The sequence below is a fragment of the Leeuwenhoekiella obamensis genome (assembly GCF_055391795.1).
In genome coordinates, this window is record NZ_AP029251.1 from 2,455,805 (window position 1) to 2,478,375 (window position 22,571).

Annotated in this window: 23 protein-coding genes; 11 read left to right on the top strand and 12 right to left on the bottom strand. The window is 40.2% G+C overall.

The genetic code is table 11. The features are described from left to right. Position 1: 1 nt before the first annotated feature. Genes ACZ5L8_RS10935 through ACZ5L8_RS10945 form a run of 3 tightly spaced genes read right to left on the bottom strand, consistent with a single transcriptional unit; the run spans position 2 to position 4,116 of the window. Positions 2-871, bottom strand: coding sequence for an ABC transporter permease (locus ACZ5L8_RS10935; RefSeq protein WP_464437429.1), 870 nt, complete (start codon positions 869-871; stop codon positions 2-4). Positions 872-879: 8 nt separating this feature from the next. Beyond that, positions 880-3,309 (bottom strand): exopolysaccharide transport family protein, encoded by a 2,430-nt coding sequence (locus ACZ5L8_RS10940; protein WP_464437432.1) that lies wholly within the window; start codon positions 3,307-3,309, stop codon positions 880-882. Beyond that, positions 3,310-4,116 carry a polysaccharide biosynthesis/export family protein gene (locus ACZ5L8_RS10945; protein WP_464437434.1) on the bottom strand — a complete coding sequence of 269 codons (807 nt, stop codon included), beginning with the start codon at positions 4,114-4,116 and terminating at the stop codon, positions 3,310-3,312. Positions 4,117-4,421: 305 nt separating this feature from the next. Between ACZ5L8_RS10945 and ACZ5L8_RS10950 the strand changes: the two genes are divergently transcribed. The 4 genes from ACZ5L8_RS10950 (at position 4,422) to ACZ5L8_RS10965 (ending at position 7,302) form a co-directional block, all read left to right on the top strand. Then, on the top strand, positions 4,422-5,957 hold the full coding sequence (locus ACZ5L8_RS10950) for a cryptochrome/photolyase family protein (RefSeq protein WP_464437436.1): 1,536 nt from the start codon (positions 4,422-4,424) through the stop codon (positions 5,955-5,957). An 85-nt stretch (positions 5,958-6,042) separates the two neighbouring features. Beyond that, positions 6,043-6,198 carry a lmo0937 family membrane protein gene (locus ACZ5L8_RS10955; RefSeq protein ID WP_462597287.1) on the top strand — a complete coding sequence of 52 codons (156 nt, stop codon included), beginning with the start codon at positions 6,043-6,045 and terminating at the stop codon, positions 6,196-6,198. Between the two features lie 31 nt (positions 6,199-6,229). Further along, entirely contained in the window at positions 6,230-6,373 is a 144-nt protein-coding gene (locus ACZ5L8_RS10960; RefSeq protein ID WP_464437437.1) for a hypothetical protein, read from the top strand. 83 nt (positions 6,374-6,456) lie between these two features. Beyond that, complete coding sequence (locus tag ACZ5L8_RS10965) at positions 6,457-7,302, top strand: aldo/keto reductase (protein ID WP_464437439.1); 846 nt, start codon at positions 6,457-6,459, stop codon at positions 7,300-7,302. 40 nt (positions 7,303-7,342) lie between these two features. On the opposite strand, the gene ACZ5L8_RS10970 is transcribed toward ACZ5L8_RS10965, so the two are convergent. The 4 genes from ACZ5L8_RS10970 to ACZ5L8_RS10985 all read right to left on the bottom strand — a co-directional run bounded on the left by ACZ5L8_RS10970 (position 7,343) and on the right by ACZ5L8_RS10985 (position 10,202). Then, complete coding sequence (locus tag ACZ5L8_RS10970; protein ID WP_464437441.1) at positions 7,343-8,548, bottom strand: multidrug effflux MFS transporter; 1,206 nt, start codon at positions 8,546-8,548, stop codon at positions 7,343-7,345. Positions 8,549-8,688: 140 nt separating this feature from the next. Then, a complete protein-coding gene (locus ACZ5L8_RS10975; RefSeq protein ID WP_464437443.1) occupies positions 8,689-8,898 on the bottom strand; it encodes a hypothetical protein in 210 nt (69 codons plus the stop codon). A gap of 95 nt (positions 8,899-8,993) precedes the next feature. After that, on the bottom strand, positions 8,994-9,704 hold the full coding sequence (locus ACZ5L8_RS10980; protein WP_464437444.1) for a pirin family protein: 711 nt from the start codon (positions 9,702-9,704) through the stop codon (positions 8,994-8,996). Between the two features lie 63 nt (positions 9,705-9,767). Next, on the bottom strand, positions 9,768-10,202 hold the full coding sequence (locus ACZ5L8_RS10985) for a hypothetical protein (RefSeq protein ID WP_464437446.1): 435 nt from the start codon (positions 10,200-10,202) through the stop codon (positions 9,768-9,770). A 93-nt stretch (positions 10,203-10,295) separates the two neighbouring features. Between ACZ5L8_RS10985 and ACZ5L8_RS10990 the strand changes: the two genes are divergently transcribed. Continuing rightward, positions 10,296-10,997: a hypothetical protein gene (locus tag ACZ5L8_RS10990; protein ID WP_464437447.1), complete on the top strand. Its 702-nt coding sequence runs from the start codon at positions 10,296-10,298 to the stop codon at positions 10,995-10,997. 2 nt (positions 10,998-10,999) lie between these two features. On the opposite strand, the gene ACZ5L8_RS10995 is transcribed toward ACZ5L8_RS10990, so the two are convergent. From ACZ5L8_RS10995 to ACZ5L8_RS11005, 3 genes are read right to left on the bottom strand one after another with little or no spacing between them, the layout of a single operon-like run. After that, positions 11,000-11,296, bottom strand: coding sequence for a type II toxin-antitoxin system RelE/ParE family toxin (locus ACZ5L8_RS10995; RefSeq protein WP_464437449.1), 297 nt, complete (start codon positions 11,294-11,296; stop codon positions 11,000-11,002). A gap of 5 nt (positions 11,297-11,301) precedes the next feature. Then, complete coding sequence (locus tag ACZ5L8_RS11000) at positions 11,302-11,502, bottom strand: hypothetical protein (protein WP_464437452.1); 201 nt, start codon at positions 11,500-11,502, stop codon at positions 11,302-11,304. A gap of 28 nt (positions 11,503-11,530) precedes the next feature. Further along, positions 11,531-12,679, bottom strand: a complete 1,149-nt coding sequence (locus tag ACZ5L8_RS11005) for an MFS transporter (protein ID WP_464437453.1) — start codon at positions 12,677-12,679, stop codon at positions 11,531-11,533. Between the two features lie 105 nt (positions 12,680-12,784). Between ACZ5L8_RS11005 and kynU the strand changes: the two genes are divergently transcribed. From kynU to ACZ5L8_RS11020, 3 genes are read left to right on the top strand one after another with little or no spacing between them, the layout of a single operon-like run. Continuing rightward, positions 12,785-14,068 (top strand): kynureninase, encoded by a 1,284-nt coding sequence (gene kynU / locus ACZ5L8_RS11010; RefSeq protein WP_464437454.1) that lies wholly within the window; start codon positions 12,785-12,787, stop codon positions 14,066-14,068. Between the two features lie 28 nt (positions 14,069-14,096). Further along, positions 14,097-15,500, top strand: a complete 1,404-nt coding sequence (locus ACZ5L8_RS11015; RefSeq protein ID WP_464437456.1) for an FAD-dependent oxidoreductase — start codon at positions 14,097-14,099, stop codon at positions 15,498-15,500. A gap of 2 nt (positions 15,501-15,502) precedes the next feature. Then, the gene (locus ACZ5L8_RS11020) at positions 15,503-16,291 is read left to right on the top strand and encodes an SDR family oxidoreductase (protein WP_464437458.1); all 789 of its coding nucleotides are present in this window, start codon (positions 15,503-15,505) and stop codon (positions 16,289-16,291) included. Here ACZ5L8_RS11020 and ACZ5L8_RS11025 read toward each other — a convergent pair. Beyond that, the gene (locus ACZ5L8_RS11025) at positions 16,284-16,739 is read right to left on the bottom strand and encodes an Lrp/AsnC family transcriptional regulator (protein WP_464437460.1); all 456 of its coding nucleotides are present in this window, start codon (positions 16,737-16,739) and stop codon (positions 16,284-16,286) included. The genes ACZ5L8_RS11020 and ACZ5L8_RS11025 overlap by 8 nt on opposite strands. A 113-nt stretch (positions 16,740-16,852) precedes the next feature. On the opposite strand from ACZ5L8_RS11025, the gene ACZ5L8_RS11030 reads away from it, so the two are divergent. After that, a complete protein-coding gene (locus ACZ5L8_RS11030) occupies positions 16,853-17,236 on the top strand; it encodes a hypothetical protein (protein WP_464437462.1) in 384 nt (127 codons plus the stop codon). 86 nt (positions 17,237-17,322) lie between these two features. Here the strand turns inward: ACZ5L8_RS11030 and ACZ5L8_RS11035 are convergent, their stop codons facing one another. Beyond that, positions 17,323-20,799, bottom strand: a complete 3,477-nt coding sequence (locus tag ACZ5L8_RS11035; protein ID WP_464437465.1) for a methylmalonyl-CoA mutase family protein — start codon at positions 20,797-20,799, stop codon at positions 17,323-17,325. Between the two features lie 123 nt (positions 20,800-20,922). Here ACZ5L8_RS11035 and purU point away from each other — a divergent pair, with 123 nt between their 5' ends. Then, positions 20,923-21,777, top strand: coding sequence for a formyltetrahydrofolate deformylase (gene purU / locus ACZ5L8_RS11040; protein ID WP_464437466.1), 855 nt, complete (start codon positions 20,923-20,925; stop codon positions 21,775-21,777). A gap of 91 nt (positions 21,778-21,868) precedes the next feature. Further along, positions 21,869-22,570, top strand: coding sequence for a DUF4197 domain-containing protein (locus ACZ5L8_RS11045; protein ID WP_464437468.1), 702 nt, complete (start codon positions 21,869-21,871; stop codon positions 22,568-22,570). Position 22,571: the final 1 nt, after the last annotated feature.

Genomic DNA, 22,571 nt, shown 5'->3' on the forward strand with positions numbered 1-22,571 from the left:
ATCAAATCGTATCAATAAAGTTTTTACCTGTTCTATTAAATATGGCTAAGCCAAAAAGAAAAAGAAACACACTTATTCCTGCACAATATCCTAAAGTTACACCATTAAAATATCCTTCTCCTAACGTCATATATCTAAATGCTTCAATGATTATAGCAATAGGATTATACTCAACTATCCATGAATATTCTGAAAGCGTAGCGCTATTTTCAACTTCTGAAAGTGGATACATCACAGCAGAAACATACATCAACAAGGTTGTTGCGAAACCAATTAAGATCCTAAAATCTCTATACTTAGTAGTTAACGATGAGATTACCATTCCGGCTCCAAGGCCAAAAATAGCAAGTATCAATATCAAAATAGGAAAAAGCCATAATTGCGGCTCCGGACTTATAGCACTTCCTTTTAAAAAGTAAAAAAGATAAAATGCTGTAAAGATCAAGATCTGAACTCCTAACTTGAACAAACTACTAATTGCCTGCGAAAGCGGCGAGATCAACCGTGGGAAATACACCTTTGAGAACAAACCAGAATTGCTGGCAAACGTATTTGAAGAATTAGTCAAACATTGTGTGAAATATCCCCACAAAGTCACTCCAGCCAGATTGAAAAGAAAAGGTGGTGCTCCACCAGTTTTAATCGTAGCGATATTATTAAAAACTAACGTAAATATCACCGAGGTAAATAATGGCTGGATCAAATACCAAAGCGGTCCTAAGATCGTCTGTTTGTAAGTTGCTACGATATCTCTTCGCACGAAAAGCATAAGCAAATCTCGATACCTCCAGATTTCCTGAAAATTAAAATCAAGCAGATTCTGCTTACTATCAATCACATAAAGCCAATCATCTTGCTCACTACTCTGCATCCTGATAGTTATTTCCTTTTATTGAAAATCTTAGACATCAATCCTTTTTTACGCTTTTCCCCATAACCACCATAAGTGTGGCCATATTCGTAACCATAGCCATAACCCATTCTACTTTTTGTTCTAAAGTAGTTAAACACAAAACTGATGTTTTTCACCTGACCCTTTTTGTACTTTTCGTTGATGATTTCAAGCATACCTTTTTTAGTATAGCCCTGCCTTACAACATATAAAGTTGCATCAACATAATCGTTAAGTTCTAGCGCATCTGCAACCAGACCTATAGGCGGTGTATCTAGAATTATATAATCGTAGCGTTGTTTCAATTCTTTCATCAACTCATCCATCTGATCGCTCATCAAAAGTTCTGATGGGTTAGGCGGCACAGGACCGGCAAGAATAATATCAAGATGATCAACTTTAGTCTTCTGTGTGATCTCATCAACAGACTTTTCGCCGATAAGGTAATTCACAACCCCTTTATCATTAGTCAACTCAAAATCATCAAATATCTTTGGCCTTCTCAGATCAAGTCCTACAAGCACTGTTTTTCTTTCGCTTAAAGCGAAAACCGATGCCAGATTAATAGAGCAAAATGTTTTTCCTTCTCCAGAAATAGAAGACGTCAGGCGCACCGTTTTTGCACCTCGCACATTTTGCTTTTTATATAAAAACTGAAGACTACTTCTTAAACCTCTAAAAGATTCTGAAATAGCATTTCGAGGCTCATTGATTAGAACCAAATTAGAATCAGATTTGCTTTGACCTATCGTCCCTAGAATAGGAATCGTACTTAAACGCTTGATCTCTTTTGTGTTCTTTATCTTATTATCAAAAAAGAAAAGGAAAAAAACCAACGCAAAAGGAAATGCTAACCCTACAATGCTAGCCATCACATAATTTGTGCGCGTATTGGGACCAATAGCGCCGCCGCCGGTATCTCTAGCAGGATCAATAACTAAAACATCTGAAACATTTGCAGCCTTAACGATCCCGGCTTCACTGCGTTTTGCAAGAAACACACTGTATGTATTCTCACTTAAATTATACCTTCTCTGAATCCCCATCAATTGCTGCTGTTCTGCCGGCAATTGACGCATTTGTGATTCTGTTCTGCCTATTTCTTTGCGAATATCTAGTAGCTGAGCGTTAAGTAAGCTTTTTGAAGAATTAATATTTTCAAGCAAAACACTCTTAGTAGCGTTTATTCTACGATCCAGATCCTGAAAAACAGGATTCCCGGGGCGTGCAGTAAATGTATATTTATTACGCTGCTCAGATAGTTCAATGATTGTTGCGATACCAGTGCTTATGCTTCCTTCTCCTATACCTGTAATAGATGGTGCTGGGATATTTTGTGAGTAATCTGTGCGATTCCGCAGGTAATCTTCTAAATTTTGATAATAAGTGAGCTGCTGCTCAATGTTTTGTTTTTGCGTATCTAGCTCAGTCACTTTGGTAACTAAACTCTCTTCATTACCTGTAATGCCTACTCCGCTATTTGAGTTACGAAAATCATCCAACTCATCCTGCACAGCACTAAGCTCTCTAGATTTCACTGCCAGACTGCTATCAATAAATTGAATGGTTTTTGTCGCAAAAAGATTCTTACGCTCTAGCTGATCTTCACTTAAAACTCTCACAGAAGTATTAAGATAATCTACAAGACGCTCTTTATTGGTTCCTGTAAGACTCAATTCAAGAATGCTGCTCCCCGTGGGTGTCTGATTAATGTTAATGCCACGATAGCGTCCCACCGTCCCATCAAAACCTGAAAAGCGTATGAAATATTCTTTACCAGCAACAGGAGCAACATCTGTAGGCTGAACTTTAAAATTCATGAAAGGTTCATCAACAGGGTCTCCTAGCGCATAGCTTTTGGCGAAAGCTATATCAGGAAAATTAGTATTGACAGCCTCTTTAGTCTCATAATTATAAAGATTTCCACTTCCTCCACTAAAAGGAATAGACAGCTTAAAATTCTCAGCGCTAGTAAAAGTGATTTTTATAAGTTGCCCCTGAAGTTGAGGCCTACTTTCATTAACTATTATCTTAAAAGGTGCTGAACCGTAAACATCATTAAGATGGTACTCGCCTTGTTGTAAATAATCTACATAAAACTGAAGATCTTCAACGACCTTCTCATTATGACTTCTAGATTTAAGAAGGATCATTGAAGTCTGCACCTTATCTGTAGTTCCTCCCCAGTTAAAGGTAAGGCTCGTGTTACTGGTAAAAAAAGGATTCTGATCATCCTTAACGGTGATCATATTACTCATCCTATATACTGTCTGCTTTCTTACATTAATATAATATGCTACGTACATCGCAATTGACAAACAAATTACAAACAAAGGCCACCAATTAAGTAGCTTGATCAAGAACCCTCTAAAATCAAAGTAGTTATGTTTATCCTTTATTTCAAATCCGTCGTCCATTTATCGAGTAACTAATAGAATAATAGCTGATATAGATGTAATAAGCGAAAAAACGGTTGTAAAAGTTGAAAGTCCAGTCGTACCTGTCCCTAAAGCTTTTTGTGGCAACGGATTCACAATAATAACATCATTGGGCTGCACAAAATAATACGGAGAGTTCATAGACTCGAGCTTAGTCAGATCTACGTGGTGAACGCGCTGCCCACCGGCATATTGCCTTATTATCCTTATATCAGTACGATCTCCTGTAATCGGGATATCTCCACTATTTGCAATCGCTTCTAGCAGAGTTAATTGCTCAGCAAGTTCAACTTTAGTTCCTGGAGAGCCTACTTCACCTGCAATAGTATAGCGAATACCAGCTAATTTCACGCTTACAAAAAGTGCAGCATCTTCTTTAAGGTAATCTTCAAGCAACTTTTTCTCTATTATACCTCTAATCTCTTCTGTGGTATATCCCAAAACTGAAACTTCACCCAACGTAGGAATTCTTATCTTCCCGTGGCGATCTACAACAAAACCGTCATAATAATAACCTTCACTCAAAGCTGATTGCCCGCCAGATTCTCCTCCTGCATTAACCGGATTAAAAAATGCCACGAGCTCAGGATCCAACGCCTTAACGCGTATGCTTAAAACATCATTCATCTGCACACGATAAGGTTGTTGCTGTTTGTTTACAACCATAAGAGAATCTAACACATTCTCATTCTCCTGTAAATAAGTGAGTTTCTTAGTAGGCACGCAAGAAGCAAGCGTGCATATAAGCAGCAGGCATAAATAAAGAAGAGGGGCTTTTCTAGACATAAGGTATGCTTCGCACAAAGATAGTTTTTTACACCATACAATTAAAAATTCCTCATATCTACAAAATTCAACAAACCATCATTTTAACAAATACCATTTCTAATTTATGAAAACCATGACACATCTATTAGATCGCACAAAGTATTTTCATGGTTTAAACTATATAAACTCGCTTTCTAGAATCACCTTATAGCATAGTTATAGCGTGGTTATAGCGTAGTTACCTGTGGGTAACTTCAGGGCAAACCCTAACTAACGCCATAGTAAACGGCGGTCTTTAATTACTCAACTCTTACCTCTTAATTATGAAAACGCTTCGCTTAATCTTGGGAGATCAGCTTAACCATAAACATTCTTGGTATGATGATCCCAATGAAGAAATTACATATTTCATGGCCGAAATGCGCCAGGAGACAGATTATGTAAAGCATCATATTCAAAAGGTGGTTGCGTTTTTCAGTGCGATGCGCAATTTTTCAGATTGGCTTAAAGCCAAAAATCATCAGGTTATATATTTTTCGCTTGACGCAAAAGAAAACAAACAGGATCTTCAACAAAACCTGAAAAACCTCATCAAAAAGCACAACTTCAAAAAGTTTGAATATCAACTACCAGATGAATACCGCTTAGATAAGCAACTCAAGGAAATCTGCAAAGATCTAGAGATTGAGACAGAGGCTTTTGACACCGAACATTTTCTTACACAGCGCGGAGATTTAGAAGAGTTTTTCAAGAACAAAAAGACCATGACAATGGAATATTTCTACCGCGATATGCGCAAGAAATACGACATCATGATGGTAAACAGTAAAGATCCTGAAGGTGGTAAATGGAATTTTGACAAGAGCAATCGCAACAAATGGAAAGGCGACACTGAAATTCCGCATGAGCGCGGCTTTAGGAAAGACGTTTCTTCTTTGGTAAAAATGATCAATGATGAAGGTGTCAAAACATTTGGAAATATTAAAGAGAAAAATTTCTCTTGGCCCACAACTCGAGAAGACGGCCTTAAGGTTCTTAATTATTTCTGTAAAAATCTACTACAACACTTTGGCGATTATCAAGACGCGATGGATCCAGATCAAGCATTTTTATTTCATAGCAGACTGAGCTTTGCTATAAACAGTAAAATGCTGCATCCGCTTGAGGTTATTGAGAGTGTTGTTGATTACTGGCGCGATCATAAAGATGAGATAGATATAAGTCAGGTAGAAGGTTTTGTTAGGCAGATCTTAGGTTGGCGAGAATATATGCGTGGCGTCTACTGGAAGGAAATGCCAGGCTACCGCCGCAGTAACAAGCTTGACAACCAGAACAAGCTACCAGAATTCTACTGGACTGCAGAAACTAAAATGAATTGCCTACACCATGCGATCAAGCAAAGTCTTGATGAAGCTTACGCGCACCACATACAACGGTTGATGATCACTGGTAACTATGCTTTACTTACACAAACGCATCCAGACGAAGTAGACGATTGGTATCTTGGCATCTACATTGACGCGATAGAATGGGTTGAGATCACAAACACACGTGGAATGAGTCAGTTTGCAGATGGCGGCCTCGTAGCTACAAAGCCATACGTTTCTAGCGGAAGCTATATAAATAAAATGAGTAATTACTGCAAAGACTGTCATTACTCAGTAAGTAAAAAGACTGGTGAAAATGCTTGCCCATTTAATAGTCTGTATTGGAATTTTCTTGACGACAAGCGAGAACATTTTAAAGACAATCAACGCATGAGCATGATGATGAGCCTTCTTGAGAAAAAAGATCCTGAAGAACTTAAAAACCTTAAGAAAAGGGCTTACGAAATCATAAAGAACCCACAAAATTTCTAGAACCCGCGTTAAACCGCTGTTAACTAGACATCGATAGCCATAGCGACTAGGTACTTTTAGGATAACTAATTAAAACTAATTTATCATGAGAGACATTGTTTGGCTCATAGTCGTACTACTTATTATTGGATGGCTAGTGGGATATTTCGCATTTCCAGATTTAGGAAGTATCATTCATATACTTCTAGTACTAGCAGTAATTGCTATCATTTACAAACTTCTTACTGGTAGAAGACTGTAATCAACCATTAACTTAACTAAACACTATAATTATGAAAAGAATATTTTTAGTTCTATGCATGATGGCAACGCTAAGTACAACTTTAGTTAGCTGTCGCGAAAGCAACAACGCTGCAGATGATGTAGAAGATGCGATCGACGATGCAGGAGATGCTCTAGAAGATGCAGTAGATTAACAATACGCACTAATAAAGATGAAACCCGTGAATTAAAACATCACGGGTTTTGTGTTTTATCATAATTATAAAAACAATATAAAATGAAAACTATAACAAACCTTCAAGGCAAATGGGAGCTGCACAATGGTGTTGAAATGCCATATTTAGGCCTAGGTGTTTATCAAGCAGAAGATGGCGACGAAGTCATTAATGCCATTCACTGGGCACTAGATGCAGGATACAGACACGTAGATACTGCGTCATTTTATGATAACGAAGAAGGCGTGGGAGAAGCTGTAAATTCTCACGATGTGCCTCGTGGCGAAATATTTGTCACCAGCAAACTGTGGAATAGCGATCAAGGATACGAGAAAACCATTGCCGCCTTTGACAAGACCATGGAAAAACTTAATCTAGATTACCTAGATCTTTACCTCGTGCACTGGCCGGTAAAAGGCAAATACAAAGAAACTTGGAAAGCCTTAGAATATCTGTATAAAGAAGGCCGCATAAAAGCGATAGGAGTTAGTAACTTCCTGCAGCATCACCTCGAAGATCTAATGCAAGACGCAACCATAAAACCTATGGTTAATCAAGTAGAATTTCATCCTTGGCTGGTGCAAAAAGATCTACAAGAATTTTGCGCTAAACACGATATTCAATATCAGGCATGGTCGCCACTTATGCAAGGCAATGCATTTGGCAACGAAACTTTAAAGAAAATAGCAGACAAGCACGGCGTGAGCGAAGGTAAAGTTGTCGTGCGCTGGGATTTACAAAACGGAGTGATTACAATACCAAAATCGGTAAAAAAAGACCACATCATCAGTAATGCAGATGTTTTTAACTTTGAACTTTCAGATGAAGAAATGGCAACCATTGATGCAATGGACAAGCATGAGCGTTTAGGTCCAGATCCTGATCATGTCGATTTTGGGTTAGAATAGCTTTCGCGAAAGCGCAACACATACAATAACAAGGCATTCTTTATGAATGTCTTGTTTTTTTATAAACCACGATGAGCGCCAAACTGAGAAGACAACTTGTAAAAACAATTACAAAAAGCGGAAGGATGCTCGTCGTAACAAAAGTGGTTACAAGAATACTAGCGAGACTCCCAAAGATCATCCCTAAACTTCCTATCAAAGCTGATGCGCTACCCGCTTGTATTGTGAACGGTTGTAGAGAAAGTGCTGTGGCATTGGGATTTTGAAAACCTATAAAGAACAGCATCAAGAATAAAATAGGATAAACCACCCAAAACTGAACAGACACCGAACTTACAACCAGCCCTACACCTGTGATTATCGCAAGAATTACGGCCGTTGCTATTGTGATCTTTAATAGTGAAAAGCGTTTTAATGCAAAGCGATTCATCTGGCTACCTAAAATTAAACCTGCTGCATTACCACCAAAGATCCAACCAAATTGCTGCTCGCTCATTTCAAAATACTCGATAAAAACAAACGGCGCACTTGACACATAAGAAAGTAAAGCTCCCATCGCCATACCGCGCACCATTGAGAAAATAAAGAAATCTCTGTTCTTTAAAATAGAAACATATTCAAGAAAAACAGCTTTTGGTCTCAGGCTTGTCGCCCGGTTAGGCGAAGCACTTTCGGGTAAAATGTAGGTTACATTAAAAAGCATTAACCCTGCAAAAACGGCCAAAATGATAAACACACTGTGCCAGCCTAAAGACGAGATCACAATTCCGCCCACTGTGGGTGCAATAATAGGCGCAACACCCATTATAAGCATCAAAGTAGACAAGACATCTGCTACTTGTTCTTTTTCAAAAAGATCACGCACCATGGCTTTACTGGCTACCATCCCAGCACAACCGCCAAGCGCCATAAAAAATCTGGCAACGATAAGTACATCTAGATTCCAACTCAAGGCGCAAAGAAGGCTGGATGCTATATAAATTATTAGACCAAAGATCAGCGGTTTTCTTCTTCCATAACGGTCCATCAACGGGCCGTAAGCTAATTGACCTAACGAAATGCCTATAAAATAACTAGTAAGCGTGAGCCCAACTCTTGAAATATCAACATTAAAATCTTCTGCCACACTGCCAAAAGCCGGCAGATACATGTCTATAGAAAATGGTCCTAGTGCGATGAGTGTTCCCAGCAGGACAACAATGATGTTTTTTGATTTTGTTCTTAGCGCTTCTGTCTTCCCTATCATGTTTTGCAAATTTACGCCTCTGCGCATAAAGCAAACTGTCTTTAGCAGTTTACCGCATAATTTTAACCTAAAAGGTTTGAGTGTTCTTTTGGCTGCAGCCAAAAAATAAAAAAGCGCGACTCAGGATCGCGCTTCTTAAGTTATTGCATGCCGCAAATGGACATTTGTTGTAGTTCTTCTTTTGGGATTTTTGTCTTGTCTACCGCGTGTTTTATCACATACTCTTTGCTAGAACAAAACTTCCTGTAAAGTTCCTCGTTTACCGAAATGGGAATATCCAGATTAGGATATTTTAGTTGATAATTTCCATTCTTAAATCCTACTAAGGTGAGTTGAATAGGTGTTTCCATGCTTTTCAGATTTTAATATTAATGATTGATGTTTTAAGTAGTCGAGCCACAATTGTATCAATTACACTAAGACCTGAAAAATTTTAAGAATTTTATTATTTCATAGGCACTTCCATAAAAAGTACTTGAGCGTCATCGTGCGCCGTCACTGTAAAAGTTTCGGTTTCCAAAACGCCAAGACCATCTCTTTTTTCGAGCTCTTGATCTGCAGCAGTGATTTTTCCGTTTAAAACGAAAATGTAAACGCCATTATCCGGATGCTGCAATGAATACTCAATTGAATTGTCTTTATCAAGATCACTCATAAAAAACCATGCATCCTGATGAATCCAAACTCCGTCATCATCTGGATTAGGCGATAAGATCTGCTGTAATTTGTTTTTTCGCGCCCCAGCGTCCATGGTTAATTGATCATATCTAGGCGTAACATTATCTTTATTTGGGATCACCCAGATCTGTAAAAATTCTACAACCTCATCTGCGTTGTGATTAAATTCACTATGACGAATGCCAGTCCCGGCGCTCATTACTTGTATGTCGCCGTTCTGGATCACACCGCTATTGCCCATGCTGTCTTTGTGCTCTAGCGCGCCCACCAGCGGTATGGAAATGATCTCCATATTTTTGTGTGGATGCGTACCAAAACCTTGACCGCCTTTTACTTTATCATCGTTTATAACACGCAGCGCACCAAAGTTCATACGCTGACTGTCATAATAATTCCCAAAACTAAATGTATGTCTACTCTGCAACCAGCCAAAATTTGCTTCGCCTCTGGACTCTGATCTATGCAATATGGTTTTCATAAAATTTGTATTTACTCAAAGTTACCCATTCGCGTTTTTAGACGTTGCTACTTTAGCCTTTCATTAACTGCCTAGTAATTGCTTTGCGTTCTCAATGCTAGTGGTAACAGAATCTTGCATCGCTTTTACCTCTTGATTTTCTTCCTTTAGTAAGTCAAATCTTGTTTTAAGATCCTGCGATGGTTCAACTTTACCTTGACGCTCTTCATAAGGAAATTTCTGCCCAAAATCCTGCATCCAGTTCATCATAAAATCATGCGCATTTTCAAGTTTTGACAAGGCATTTTTATACTCCATATTTTCTGGAAGACTGTCTGTCATCCTTTTCATTTTTGAACTCATGTTGCCCAACGGCATCATATCTTTCATCACAGCATCATGCACTTCAATAGTTTCGGCCATCATAGCATCATAATCAGATTGCATATCGGCTTCCTTATTATTGCAGGCCACAGTTAAAATTGAAAGTAGAAGTAAAAGTATGGATGGATTTTTCATCTTGAATTTGTTTTGATTCAAAGATACCACCGCTTTGAGAAAATATTAAGAATACCGCTTTTAGTTTTGTGTATTTTTACAAAAACAACTACCATGAAAAATCTTTTCTCAGTATTTCTTCTAAGCCTTGTATTGATCGCTTGTAATGACACTAAAAAACAAGAAACAGTAACTGAAGAAATAGACATCGCTAGCCTTACTTCTGAAGAGGAAGTTGCTTGGAAAATTGCAGAAGCTTCGGGTATTGAAAACTGGGATAAAGTAGAAGAATTAGCTTTTACATTTAATGTAGATCGTGGTCAAGATCATATGGCGCGTTCATGGACTTGGAAGCCAAAGACTGGCGATATCACCATGAAAAACCCAGAAGACATGGTAGAATATAACCGTACTAAAATGGATAGTCTAGCCACTACCACAGACAAAGGTTTTATCAATGATTCTTTCTGGTTACTGGCTCCATATCACTTGGTTTGGGATAAAGAATCTACAAGTCTTACTATTCAAGACACCGCCACAGCGCCGATGAGCAAAGAACTTTTATCAAAGATCACCATCGTTTATGGTGACGAAGGTGGTTATACTCCTGGCGACGCTTACGACTTTTATTACGACAAAGATTACATGGTAAAAGAGTGGATCTTCCGTCGTGGTAATGCAGATTCTTGGAGCATGGTTACCAGCTGTGAAGACTACAAGAACTTTGAAGGTTTACAGATCGCCGAAACTCACAATACAGAAGGTGACATGGTAAAGCTTTATTTTACAGGTATAGAAGTTAAAACTGCAGAGTAGTCTTATTTCTTTGGGTATTTATCAGGATTTTGATATGTATTAAAAACGGCGTGAATCGTTATCTCAGCAGTTTCCTCGCGAAGTGCAAAATGTATGAGATAAGGAAAAACTTTAAGCGGAACACATCTAATCTTGCCATATCTCACCTCATAATAGGGATTTAGTTTTATGTCTTCAATACATTTAGTGACCTCCTCAATAAACCTGTCTCCCAGACCATCTAATTTTTCTTCATAATAAGCATGTGAATTTCTAATATCCTCAAGAACCTCGGGTTCTATTAAAATTTCAAAACTCATCAAACTTATAGAAGATCACCCTTAACCTCATCCCATTTCAACAGGCGACTTGGATTTTTTGAAGATTTCATTATTCTTGCTTCCACCTCCTTTTCCTGCTCTCTAGATATGGTAGCAGTATCCATCGCTTCTATCCCTAATTCTCGCACAAGATTCATAAAAAACTCAAATCTAGATTCAGGCACTTTTACTACAATCTCTTTCATATCCATTACTTTTGATACAAGATACAATTTATTTTCGCTTAAGCGAAAAGGATAAAACCGCAGCAAATACCGTTGCGCACAATAGTGCGATAAAGCTGCTTTTTAGCGAAAAGGCGCCTGCCAGAAACCCAAGTAAAACCGGACCTAATAGCATTCCTGAGAATCCTACACCTGCAACAAAGCTCACTCCTTCCGCTGAAGGAACATTAAGAAGCTGACCTGCATAACGCAGCAACTCAGGAACTATAATTGAAAGGCCAGTTCCTACAATGGCAAAACCAGTGATGGCAACCCAAGTTTCGCCGGTTAAAACTAACGCAAAACCTATCGCACCAAGTAAAGCACCACCCACGAGAATCACTTTTGAACCAAATCTTTTACTTATTCCGTCGCCAAAGAAGCGCCCCACAGCCATCATACCATTAAAAGCGGTATAACCCATCCCAAAAAGCGAAACATCTGCCAGCGTAACTTTCTCAAGATACAAAGCACTCCAATCTACGATCGCACCTTCTGAGGCAAAGATCAAAAAAGCGATTATAGCCAGCCCAATCAAAGGTTTGAGGTTTTTCAACTTAAACCCTGAACTTTCTTCATGGGCAGAGGTTTTTACACTTGAATAGTTTTTGGCGAAAGCCAGATTCAAAACGATCATCAACCCCACCACCGTCGCGATATGCAACACCGCACTGTCAAAAACACCTATCAAAAAAGTCCCGATACCCGCGCTCACCATCCCGCCGAGACTGAAAAAGCCGTGTGAAATACTCATAAAATGAGCATTTTCTTGCTTCTCGATTTCGTTGACCAACGTATTCATCCCAGCGTCCAGCAACCCATTAAAAACGCCAAAAACAAAAAGCGATGCGCAAAGTGTGATATAATTTTCAGCCAGAAATGGACCTAGAATGCTCACGCACATCAAGACAACCGCCAAGAAAGAAAGTTTCCCAATGCCGAGCCTTTTAGCCAAAACAGGCAAAAAAGGAAGCGCCACAAGCGTGCCCAGCGCAATAAAAAACAGCGCAAAACCCAGTTCGCTTTCTTCAAGATCAAGTCTCGCGCTTATCGCAGGAATGTAAATCGCCCAAGTCCCGATGACAATATTCAACGTCGCAAAGAGAAATGCAGGAGAAAAATACTTTCGGTTCGTAAAAACGAGTTTGATGGCTTCCATAAATGCTTTTGAATTATGAAAAATAACAAAATTTTAGCCTTAAACATCGCACATATCACAATTCTCGCAGGCATTTAAAAAGCAATATTGTTAAATTTGTAGGATATGCAAGACACTCAGATTCGGTATCAAAACAGTTTGGCTTTTGCCAAAGAATGCGACGCGCAAGACCCGTTGCGTAGCTTTCGCGAAAAGTTTCATTTTCCAAAAGATCCAGATGGTAACAATTACATTTACCTCTGCGGGAATTCGCTAGGCTTACAGCCCAAAAATGCTCAAGAATTTATTCAGAAAGAATTGGACCACTGGGCAAAAATAGGTGTAGAAGGCCATTTTAAAGCAGAAATCCCATGGACAGAATATCACCGTGCGCTGTCTAAAAAAATGGCAGACATTGTGGGCGCCAAGCCAGACGAGGTGATCATCATGAATACGCTTACAACGAATTTGCATTTGATGATGGTTTCTTTTTACAGGCCTACGCCAAAAAGAAATAAGATCGTCATCGAGAGTGATGCGTTCCCGTCTGATATTTACGCGGTAAAATCACAGATAAAACATCACGACTACGACCCTGATGAATCCTTGATCTTATGGCAACCTCGCGAAGGTGAATACCTCAATCATTATGAGGATCTAGAAGCTATCATGGAAAAACATGGCGACGAAGTTGCTCTTGTCATGCTGGGAAATACAAATTATTACACGGGCCAGAAATACCCGATGAAAAAAATCACCGAGTTAGGTCACAAACATGGCGCAATGGTTGGTTTTGACTTGGCTCACGGCGTGGGTAACATCGAAGCAGATTTGCATGAAACCGGTCCTGACTTTGCTGTTTGGTGTACTTACAAATATTTGAACAGCGGCCCCGGAAGTCTTGGCGGATGTTTTGTTCATGAGCGTCATGCAGATGATAAAGAAATTCAGCGATTCACAGGCTGGTGGGGACACAAACTGGAAACGCGTTTTAATATGCGTCTGGATTTTGACCCAGCTTTTGGCGCAGACGGATGGCAATTGAGCAATCCTCCTATTTTGAGCATGGCAGCAGTGAGAGCTTCGCTAGAAGTTTTCGCGGAAGCGGGATTCAAAAACATTAGAGAGAAATCTATAAAGTTAACCGGCTATCTGGAATTTCTGATCAATGAGATCAACGATGACCGTATCAATATCATCACTCCAAAAAATCCGGAGGAGCGCGGTTGTCAACTCTCGATCCAAGTGAAAAATGCTGACAAAAGCATGTTTGACGGATTTTTGGAGGCTGGCATCATTTGCGACTGGCGTGAGCCTGATGTAATTCGTGTGGCACCTGCTCCTATCTATAACAACTTTGAAGATGTTTATGAAATGGCGGTGCGACTGCGCGAATTGCTAAACAACTAATTTTTGCTAACCAATCAATCAAAAAACTTTGACCAATAACGAACATATACTGGTAATAGGCGCTGGACTTTGCGGTTCGCTTCTTGCACTGCGCATGGCGCAACGTGGTTACCGAGTTACCGTGATGGAAAAACGCCCAGATCTTAGAATCATGTCTCTTGACTCTGGTCGTAGTATTAACCTTGCTTTTTCTGATAGGGGGATGAAAGGTCTTCGTCTCGCCGGCCTTGAAGATAAAGTAAAACCGCTTTGCATCCCAATGCAAGGCCGCATGATACATGACCGCGAGGGCGAAACTTTTATGAGTCCGTATAGTGGTCGCGGGGAATTTATCAATAGTATTTCGCGAGAAGACCTCAACAAAATGTTGCTTGACGAATGCGATAAAATGCCAAACATCAAAATGCATTTTAATATGAAATGCGTGGATGTAAACCTTGAGGAAGGCAAAGCGACTTTTCAGCATTTTGTGAGCGAGGAGAAAAAAACCTTTCAAGCAGATGTGATTATGGGAGCTGATGGCGTGGGCAGTATGCTGCGAAAAAGTATGCTTGCGCATAGAAAATTCTTGTTCAGTTATGGTCAACATTTCTTGACGCACGGTTACAAAGAACTTTCCTTCCCACCAACGAAAGACGGAGATTTTCAGGTTTTTAAGAACGCATTGCATATCTGGCCGCGTGGCAAAGACATGATGATCGCGCTGCCTAACCTTGACGGCAGTTTTACGGTTACGCTTTTCCTTTCTTGGGATGAAGGACCTAATAGTTTTGACAAATTAGATTCCGCGGAAGCGGTAACAAAATACTTTGAGGAAGAATTTCCTGATGCCTTAAAGTTGATGCCCAATCTCGCCGAAGAATTTGAGAACAACCCAACTTCACCATTAGGAACGATTAAATGTTCGCCTTGGCACGCCTACGGCAAAACACTTTTAATAGGTGACGCCGCACATGGTATCGTTCCATTTTATGGTCAGGGGATGAATAGCGCCTTTGAAGACATTCATGTGCTGGATGGATTTATCGACAAATATGAGGGCGACTGGACAAAGATTTTTAAAGAATATCAAGCGGTGCGCAAAGACGATACAGATGCGATTGCAGACCTTGCCGTAGACAATTTTCATGAGATGAAAGCGCATACGGCGCGTCCTATTTTTCAGGAAAAACGCAAGCTTGAAATCGCTTTTGAAGAACAATTCCCTACCGAATATTACAGCAAATATTCGCTTGTTACTTTCAGGGAAGACCTGCGCTACACAGAAGCCATGCTGCGTGGTAGACTGCAAGATAAGGCGATCCTTAACCTTATTTATGACGGCAAACTGCCAGATTCTTTAAGCTTACGCGAAAAGTTGAATCTCGTAAAAGCACAGATAAAAAGTATGCTTCACGATGAGGCTGTGCTTAATGAAATGGAAGAAGATTAACTATGAATTTAGGTCTACACGGTAAAAATGCTTTGGTTTGTGGCAGCACGGCCGGCATCGGGAAAGCAACGGCTTTGCTATTAGCACAAGAAGGCGCAAATGTTATTTTGCTTGCGCGAAATGAAAACAAACTTAAGTCCACATTAGCTGAGCTTGACACTTCTGCCGGTCAAAAGCACACGATGCTTGCAGCAGATTTTGACAATCCTGAATATGTAAATGCCGTTGTCACGGAATTTCTAAAGAAAAATGATCCCGTTCATATTCTCATCAACAATTCTGGCGGTCCTGCTGGCGGCCCGATTCTAGAAGCTGACGTGTCAGAATTTGAAACTGCACTTACGCGACATCTTAAGTGCAATCACCTTTTGGCGCAAGCCATAATACCCGGAATGAAAGCAGCAAATTACGGCCGAATCATAAACATAATCTCGACCTCTGTAAAAGAACCTATCCCGGGACTTGGCGTCTCAAACACGACAAGATGGGCAGTCGCTAGCTGGGCAAAAACCTTGAGCAATGAGGTTGGGAAATTTGGAATTACAGTAAACAACGTTTTACCTGGAGCGACAGCAACAGAACGACTTTCTAGCTTGATAGAAGCGCGCGCAGAAAAAGGAGGACACAGCATCGCCGAGGAAGAAAACAACTGGAAAAGCGCCATCCCAATGGGCAGATTTGCGAACCCTGAGGAAACGGCAAATGCCATTGTATTTTTGGCCAGCCAGCCAGCTAGTTATATCAACGGCGTAAGTCTAGCAGTTGATGGCGGCAGATTAGGCTCTATGTAGATTTCATTTCGTTGCTATAGATCGGTGCGTTTTCTATAACTGTAGAGAGCACGATGTGGGTTTTTGTTTCGCCGTACGTGATGAGTTTATCAATGAATTTCTCAAGGTGAAATTGGTCTTTTAGCACAACTTCAATGATGATATTCTCATTTCCTGTGATACGATAGCAGTTGAGAATCTCTTTGTATTCTTTTACTTTTTCAAGAAAGGGTTTTAAGCGACCCATAAAAACGCGCAGCGTGATGATCGCTTTAAGTTGATGGCCAGTGTGCCATGGTGAAACCTCAGCGCGATAACCGGTTAAAATATTTGCGTCTTCCATCTTCCTAATACGCTCTGCAACAGCGGGAGAAGTGATGCCTACTCGCCTACCGATCTCTGCATTGCTCATGCGTGCATTTTGCTGTAAACACTGCAAAATTTTCCAGTTTGTTGAATCTATTTTCATTTTAAAGGTTTTAAGCTTTAAATCTTTTGATTTTAAATCAAAAAATGAATATCACGTTAAATCACAAAGATAATCAATTTGTTTTCCTATTAAATTTGATATTAGAATTTGCTATGGAAAGATTACCAGGAAATATTAGACTTTATAACCATGCGTTAGAAATATTGCACTTATCTCGCAATATTTCAGACTACTTAGGTTATGATCTTACTGAGCTTAAAAATGACGGCTCAGAAGATCTTAATATTTATTTTACTGGTGATATTATAAGACATTCAGATTCTCTTGCGCCAGAGATCAAAAAGGCTGAAATGCATCCCTTCCAGGATCAAAGATTAAAGCACGCCGACTCTGTAAGCAAGCTAAGTCAGCGTCTGTATAAAACATGCGTTCGCCTTGAGCGCGCAGAGAGCAACGGAAAAGATTTTATAAAAGTATTGCGTCGCGAGGTGAAGAAATTTAACCGTCTGCAACGCAAATGGGCTTTAACGCTTTAAAATTTCACCCCTAATCATTTTATTGCGTATCCGTTGTCAGTTCTAATTCTGACAACGGTTTTTTTTAGCTCTTCAATACAATTTCCCTACATATTTCTGCGGTATTGACCGCCTACTTCAAACAGCGCATTAGTGATCTGCCCTAGCGAGCAAACCTTTGATGCCTCCATGAGTTTTTCAAAGATATTCTCGTTTTGTATGGCAGCTTCCTGCACTTCTTTTAAGACGTTTGTTTGCCTTTCGGCGAAAGCTACATGCAAATTCTCTAGCGTGTTGATCTGAGATTTTTTCTCATCCTCAGTCGCACGGATTACTTCCATAGGCTTTATGGTTGGCGAACCTTTACTGCTCAAGAATGTATTCACACCAATAATAGGATATTCACCTGTATGCTTCAAGGTTTCATAATGCAAACTCTCTTCTTGAATTTTGCTACGTTGGTACATGGTTTCCATCGCGCCCAGCACTCCGCCGCGCTCTGTTATCCTATCAAATTCTAACAAAACAGCTTCTTCCACAAGGTCTGTAAGTTCTTCAATGATAAACGCTCCTTGAATTGGGTTTTCGTTTTTCGCCAATCCTAATTCTTTATTGATGATCAACTGTATCGCCATTGCCCTGCGCACGCTTTCTTCTGTAGGTGTTGTGATGGCTTCATCATACGCATTTGTGTGCAGCGAGTTGCAGTTATCGTAAATGGCATACAATGCTTGTAAGGTTGTACGAATATCGTTGAAATCAATTTCCTGAGCGTGCAGTGATCTTCCCGAAGTTTGAATATGATATTTCAACATTTGCGCACGCGCGTTAGCACCGTATTTTTCTTTTAAGGCTTTCGCCCAAATTCTTCTCGCCACACGTCCTATTACGGCATATTCTGGGTCAACTCCGTTGCTAAAGAAGAACGAAAGATTAGGACCAAATTTATTGATATCCATGCCACGGCTCAGATAATATTCCACGTAAGTGAAACCATTAGAAAGCGTGAAGGCCAACTGCGTAATCGGGTTTGCGCCAGCCTCTGCAATGTGATATCCAGAAATAGAAACCGAATAGAAATTGCGCACCTGCTGCTCAATAAAATATTCCTGAACATCACCCATTAAGCGCAGGGCAAACTCGGTTGAGAAAATACAGGTATTCTGCGCCTGATCTTCCTTTAAAATATCTGCCTGAACGGTACCACGAACTTTATTTAAAGTCTCGATCTTAATCTGCTGGTAAACATCCTTTGGCAAAATCTGATCACCCGTAAGACCTAACAGCATCAAACCTAGACCATCGTTTCCTTCTGGTAGGTTTTTGTCATTGAGGTTTTCGCCTTGAGCGGCAAAATTTTTATACGCCGGCCTGTTTATTCCTTTGTCATCATAAAGCTCTTTTAGCTTTGCCTCAACTTTATCTTCCAGACCGTTTTGTTTGATGTATTTCTCACAATTTTGGTCGATCGCGGCATTCATAAAAAAACCTAACAACATAGGCGCAGGACCATTTATCGTCATACTCACCGAGGTCATCGGGTCGCTCAGATCAAAACCAGAATAGAGTTTTTTTGCATCATCCAAACAACAGATAGAAACACCGGCATTACCAATTTTCCCATAAATATCAGGGCGGTAATCTGGGTCGTTACCGTATAACGTCACGCTATCAAAAGCCGTAGAAAGTCGCTTTGCCGGCATGCCCAAACTTACATAATGAAAGCGACGATTAGTACGCTCTGGGCCACCTTCGCCTGCAAACATTCGCGTGGGATCTTCGCCAGTTCTTTTAAAAGGATAAAGTCCCGCAGTGTATGGAAATTCACCCGGCACATTCTCCTGTAAAACCCATTTTAAAATATCGCCCCACGCCTTATATTTTGGCAAGGCAACCTTTGGGATTTGAGAATGCGACAGCGACTCTGTATGCGTATCGATCTTTATTTCTTTATCACGAACTTTAAAGCTATACACCGGTTGCTTGTACCTGTTCACTTTTTCATCCCAGCCTACGATCACCTCCCAATTGTACGGATCGAGATTCATTTTTACGCGGTCAAATTCTTTGAGAAGCAATTCAACCAATTCCTTTTTATCTTCCTCTTGAACTTGACTCACTAACGCATCAGCATCTAAGCCGTTCTTTGTGATAATTGCATTTTCGCTTTCGCCGAAAGGCAATCCTGCAACTGTACAAACCGTCTTGAAAATGCCGTAAAGTTTTTGCGCAACCTCAGCTTGCTCTGAAGCCGTTTTATCATAATGACGATTGCTCTCTGCGATCTCAGAAAGGTAGCGTGTGCGTGCCGGCGGAATCACAAAAATCTTCTCAGACATCTCATTTGAGATCTCAAAAGCGCTTTGCAGATCTGCCTCTGTATTTTCAACCAACTCATCCATCACGGCTTTGTAAAGTTGGTTCATTCCCGGATCATTAAACTGGGAAGCGATCGTACCAAAAACCGGTAATTCATCATCTTTTGCATCCCATAATTGATGGTTGCGCGCATATTGCTTTTTCACATCACGCAGGGCATCCATTGCGCCACGCTTATCAAATTTGTTGATGGCAACAAGGTCTGCAAAATCAAGCATATCGATTTTTTCCAGTTGGGTTGCCGCGCCAAATTCTGGCGTCATCACATATAACGAAACATCGCTGTGATCTAGAATTTCGGTATCGCTTTGCCCTATCCCAGACGTTTCAAGAATAATAAGATCAAACTTGGCAGCCTTCAGCACCTCAACGGCTTCTTGCACGTGTTTTGATAGCGCCAAATTACTCTGACGGGTCGCTAGCGATCGCATATAAACACGAGGCGAATTGATCGCATTCATCCTGATCCTATCGCCCAGTAAAGCGCCGCCAGTTTTCTTTTTAGAAGGGTCAACCGAAATTATCCCAAGCGTTTTATCATCAAAATCGCTTAAAAATCTACGCACCAGTTCATCTACCAGAGACGACTTCCCAGCACCGCCAGTACCGGTAATTCCCAGCACAGGCACCTTTTCACCGGAAGGCTTAAAATGATTTTCAAACTCATCATGGCGATTTTCTGCCAAGCTAATGAGACGCGCAATGGCATTTGTATTTTTTGCGTGTAGTGCATCGGTTAGATTTTGGCTTAAAGCCAAATCACCTACCGTATGATCGCACTTCCCTACAAGGTCATTGATCATACCTTGAAGGCCCATCTCACGGCCATCATCTGGAGAATAAATACGAGTGATGCCGTAGGCTTGCAATTCTTCAATTTCTTCTGGAAGGATCACTCCGCCGCCGCCGCCAAAAATCTGGATCTGCCCAGCACCGCGCTCTTGAAGAAGGTCGTACATGTATTTAAAATATTCCATGTGGCCGCCTTGATAACTCGTCATCGCAATGGCTTGCACATCCTCCTGGATAGCTGTATTCACCACCTCATCCACACTGCGATCGTGACCCAAATGAATCACCTCAACACCAGTGGATTGAATGATGCGACGCATCACATTTATGGCAGCATCATGACCATCAAAAAGTGAGGCTGCGGTTACAATTCTGATTTTATTTTTTGGCGTGTACGGCGCTATTTGTTCCATTCGTAAAAAAATTGCTTTAATGCGTTGCTAATTTAAGGATTTGACAAGAAAAAGCCGATTCTTTTGAAGTGTTTTGATTATGATTTTTCATAGAAAGTTTTAGTTTAGTGTTAAAGCTTTGCTATGCATAAAATCACACTTCTTATCAATTGTCCTGATAGAAAAGGAATTATCACTACAATCACGCAATTTATGCTTGATGAAAACGGGAACATTGTCTACCTCGATCAGCATGTAGATCGTGAGCAACAGGTTTTCTTTATGCGCCTAGAATGTGAATTTGATAGTCCGGAGTTTGATCAAGAGGTTTTTGAAGCAGAGTTTAAAAAGCATTTTGCAGAAGAATATCAACTAGATTATAAAATCTTTGACGCACATTACACGCCTAGATTGGCGCTGTTTGTTTCAAAATACGATCACTGTTTGTATGATATTTTAGGTCGCTATGCTTCCGGTGAGTTAAAAATTGAAATTCCGTTGATCATTAGCAATCATCCCGATCTTGAGATCGTCGCTAAGCGTTTTGATATCCCTTTTAAACATGTGCCGGTCACAAAAGAAACAAAATCTCAAGCCGAAGCAGCGCATACTAAGATCTTAAAAGAACACAACATTGATCTCATCATTCTTGCACGCTATATGCAAATTCTAAGTAATGATTTTGTGAGACAATTTCCAGATCAGATTATCAATATTCACCATTCGTTCTTGCCAGCTTTCATAGGCGCAAAGCCTTATCACGCGGCGTTTAAACGCGGTGTGAAGATCATAGGTGCGACCAGTCATTATGCCACTGCAGATCTTGATGAAGGTCCCATCATTGAGCAAGAGATCGTTAGGGTTTCGCACGTGCATACGGTTAAGGATTTTATTGAGAAAGGGCGAGATCTTGAGAAAGTAGTTTTGGCAAGAGCCATAAAAGCACACATCGAAAATAAAGTTCTGGTTTACAACAACAAAACAGTTATTTTTAGTTGATTTCGCTTTAAGCGAAAAATACGCACGCAAAGTTCATTTTTAGACTCTTGAGAGTTTTAGAATTCGTAACTTTCTAAATAAATACCGCTACATGAAAAAAATCGTTGCCCTATTTCTTGTTTTCTCCCTTGTGAGCTGTGCAGAGCTTAACACAGTGATCAATAACCTGCCTGGCGATGTAGGCATTAGCGACGCGATGATCGCTGACGGATTGAAACAAGCATTAGAATTTGGTATAGATAAAGAGGTAACAAAACTCACTCAGGAAAACGGTTTTTATAGAAACGAACTGGTAAAAATTCTCCTGCCAGAAGAATTGCAAAGAGTTGACAAAACCTTGCGCGATATTGGCCTTGACAATTTAGCCGATGAAGGCTTAAAATTACTCAATCGTGCCGCTGAAGATGCCGTGAGTGAAGCCACACCTATTTTTATAGATGCAGTAAAAGGAATCACTTTTGCAGATGCGAGAAAAATTCTTCTAGGCAACGACAGATCTGCGACCACGTATCTAGAGAATAGAACAACAACTGCGCTTTACGCAAAATTTAATCCGGTGATCAAAAGCTCATTTCAAAAGGTTGGCGCAGACGCCATATGGGAGCAACTGATCACGAGATATAATCAAATTCCGTTTGTGAATAAGGTAAATCCAGACCTTACCGATTATGTTACAAACGAGGCGTTAGATGGTGTTTTTACCATGATCGCTGTTGAAGAAAAAGATATTAGAGACAATATTGCCGCACGCACCACAAACCTGTTGCAGCGCGTTTTTGCATTACAAGATTAAT

Coding starts and splice junctions, on each gene's coding strand:
- ACZ5L8_RS10935 (WP_464437429.1), bottom strand. CDS start 871: ATGCAGAGTAGTGAGCAAGATGATTGGCTTTATGTGATTGATAGTAAG.
- ACZ5L8_RS10940 (WP_464437432.1), bottom strand. CDS start 3,309: ATGGACGACGGATTTGAAATAAAGGATAAACATAACTACTTTGATTTT.
- ACZ5L8_RS10945 (WP_464437434.1), bottom strand. CDS start 4,116: ATGTCTAGAAAAGCCCCTCTTCTTTATTTATGCCTGCTGCTTATATGC.
- ACZ5L8_RS10950 (WP_464437436.1), top strand. CDS start 4,422: ATGAAAACGCTTCGCTTAATCTTGGGAGATCAGCTTAACCATAAACAT.
- ACZ5L8_RS10955 (WP_462597287.1), top strand. CDS start 6,043: ATGAGAGACATTGTTTGGCTCATAGTCGTACTACTTATTATTGGATGG.
- ACZ5L8_RS10960 (WP_464437437.1), top strand. CDS start 6,230: ATGAAAAGAATATTTTTAGTTCTATGCATGATGGCAACGCTAAGTACA.
- ACZ5L8_RS10965 (WP_464437439.1), top strand. CDS start 6,457: ATGAAAACTATAACAAACCTTCAAGGCAAATGGGAGCTGCACAATGGT.
- ACZ5L8_RS10970 (WP_464437441.1), bottom strand. CDS start 8,548: ATGATAGGGAAGACAGAAGCGCTAAGAACAAAATCAAAAAACATCATT.
- ACZ5L8_RS10975 (WP_464437443.1), bottom strand. CDS start 8,898: ATGGAAACACCTATTCAACTCACCTTAGTAGGATTTAAGAATGGAAAT.
- ACZ5L8_RS10980 (WP_464437444.1), bottom strand. CDS start 9,704: ATGAAAACCATATTGCATAGATCAGAGTCCAGAGGCGAAGCAAATTTT.
- ACZ5L8_RS10985 (WP_464437446.1), bottom strand. CDS start 10,202: ATGAAAAATCCATCCATACTTTTACTTCTACTTTCAATTTTAACTGTG.
- ACZ5L8_RS10990 (WP_464437447.1), top strand. CDS start 10,296: ATGAAAAATCTTTTCTCAGTATTTCTTCTAAGCCTTGTATTGATCGCT.
- ACZ5L8_RS10995 (WP_464437449.1), bottom strand. CDS start 11,296: ATGAGTTTTGAAATTTTAATAGAACCCGAGGTTCTTGAGGATATTAGA.
- ACZ5L8_RS11000 (WP_464437452.1), bottom strand. CDS start 11,502: ATGAAAGAGATTGTAGTAAAAGTGCCTGAATCTAGATTTGAGTTTTTT.
- ACZ5L8_RS11005 (WP_464437453.1), bottom strand. CDS start 12,679: ATGGAAGCCATCAAACTCGTTTTTACGAACCGAAAGTATTTTTCTCCT.
- kynU (WP_464437454.1), top strand. CDS start 12,785: ATGCAAGACACTCAGATTCGGTATCAAAACAGTTTGGCTTTTGCCAAA.
- ACZ5L8_RS11020 (WP_464437458.1), top strand. CDS start 15,503: ATGAATTTAGGTCTACACGGTAAAAATGCTTTGGTTTGTGGCAGCACG.
- ACZ5L8_RS11025 (WP_464437460.1), bottom strand. CDS start 16,739: ATGAAAATAGATTCAACAAACTGGAAAATTTTGCAGTGTTTACAGCAA.
- ACZ5L8_RS11030 (WP_464437462.1), top strand. CDS start 16,853: ATGGAAAGATTACCAGGAAATATTAGACTTTATAACCATGCGTTAGAA.
- ACZ5L8_RS11035 (WP_464437465.1), bottom strand. CDS start 20,799: ATGGAACAAATAGCGCCGTACACGCCAAAAAATAAAATCAGAATTGTA.
- purU (WP_464437466.1), top strand. CDS start 20,923: ATGCATAAAATCACACTTCTTATCAATTGTCCTGATAGAAAAGGAATT.
- ACZ5L8_RS11045 (WP_464437468.1), top strand. CDS start 21,869: ATGAAAAAAATCGTTGCCCTATTTCTTGTTTTCTCCCTTGTGAGCTGT.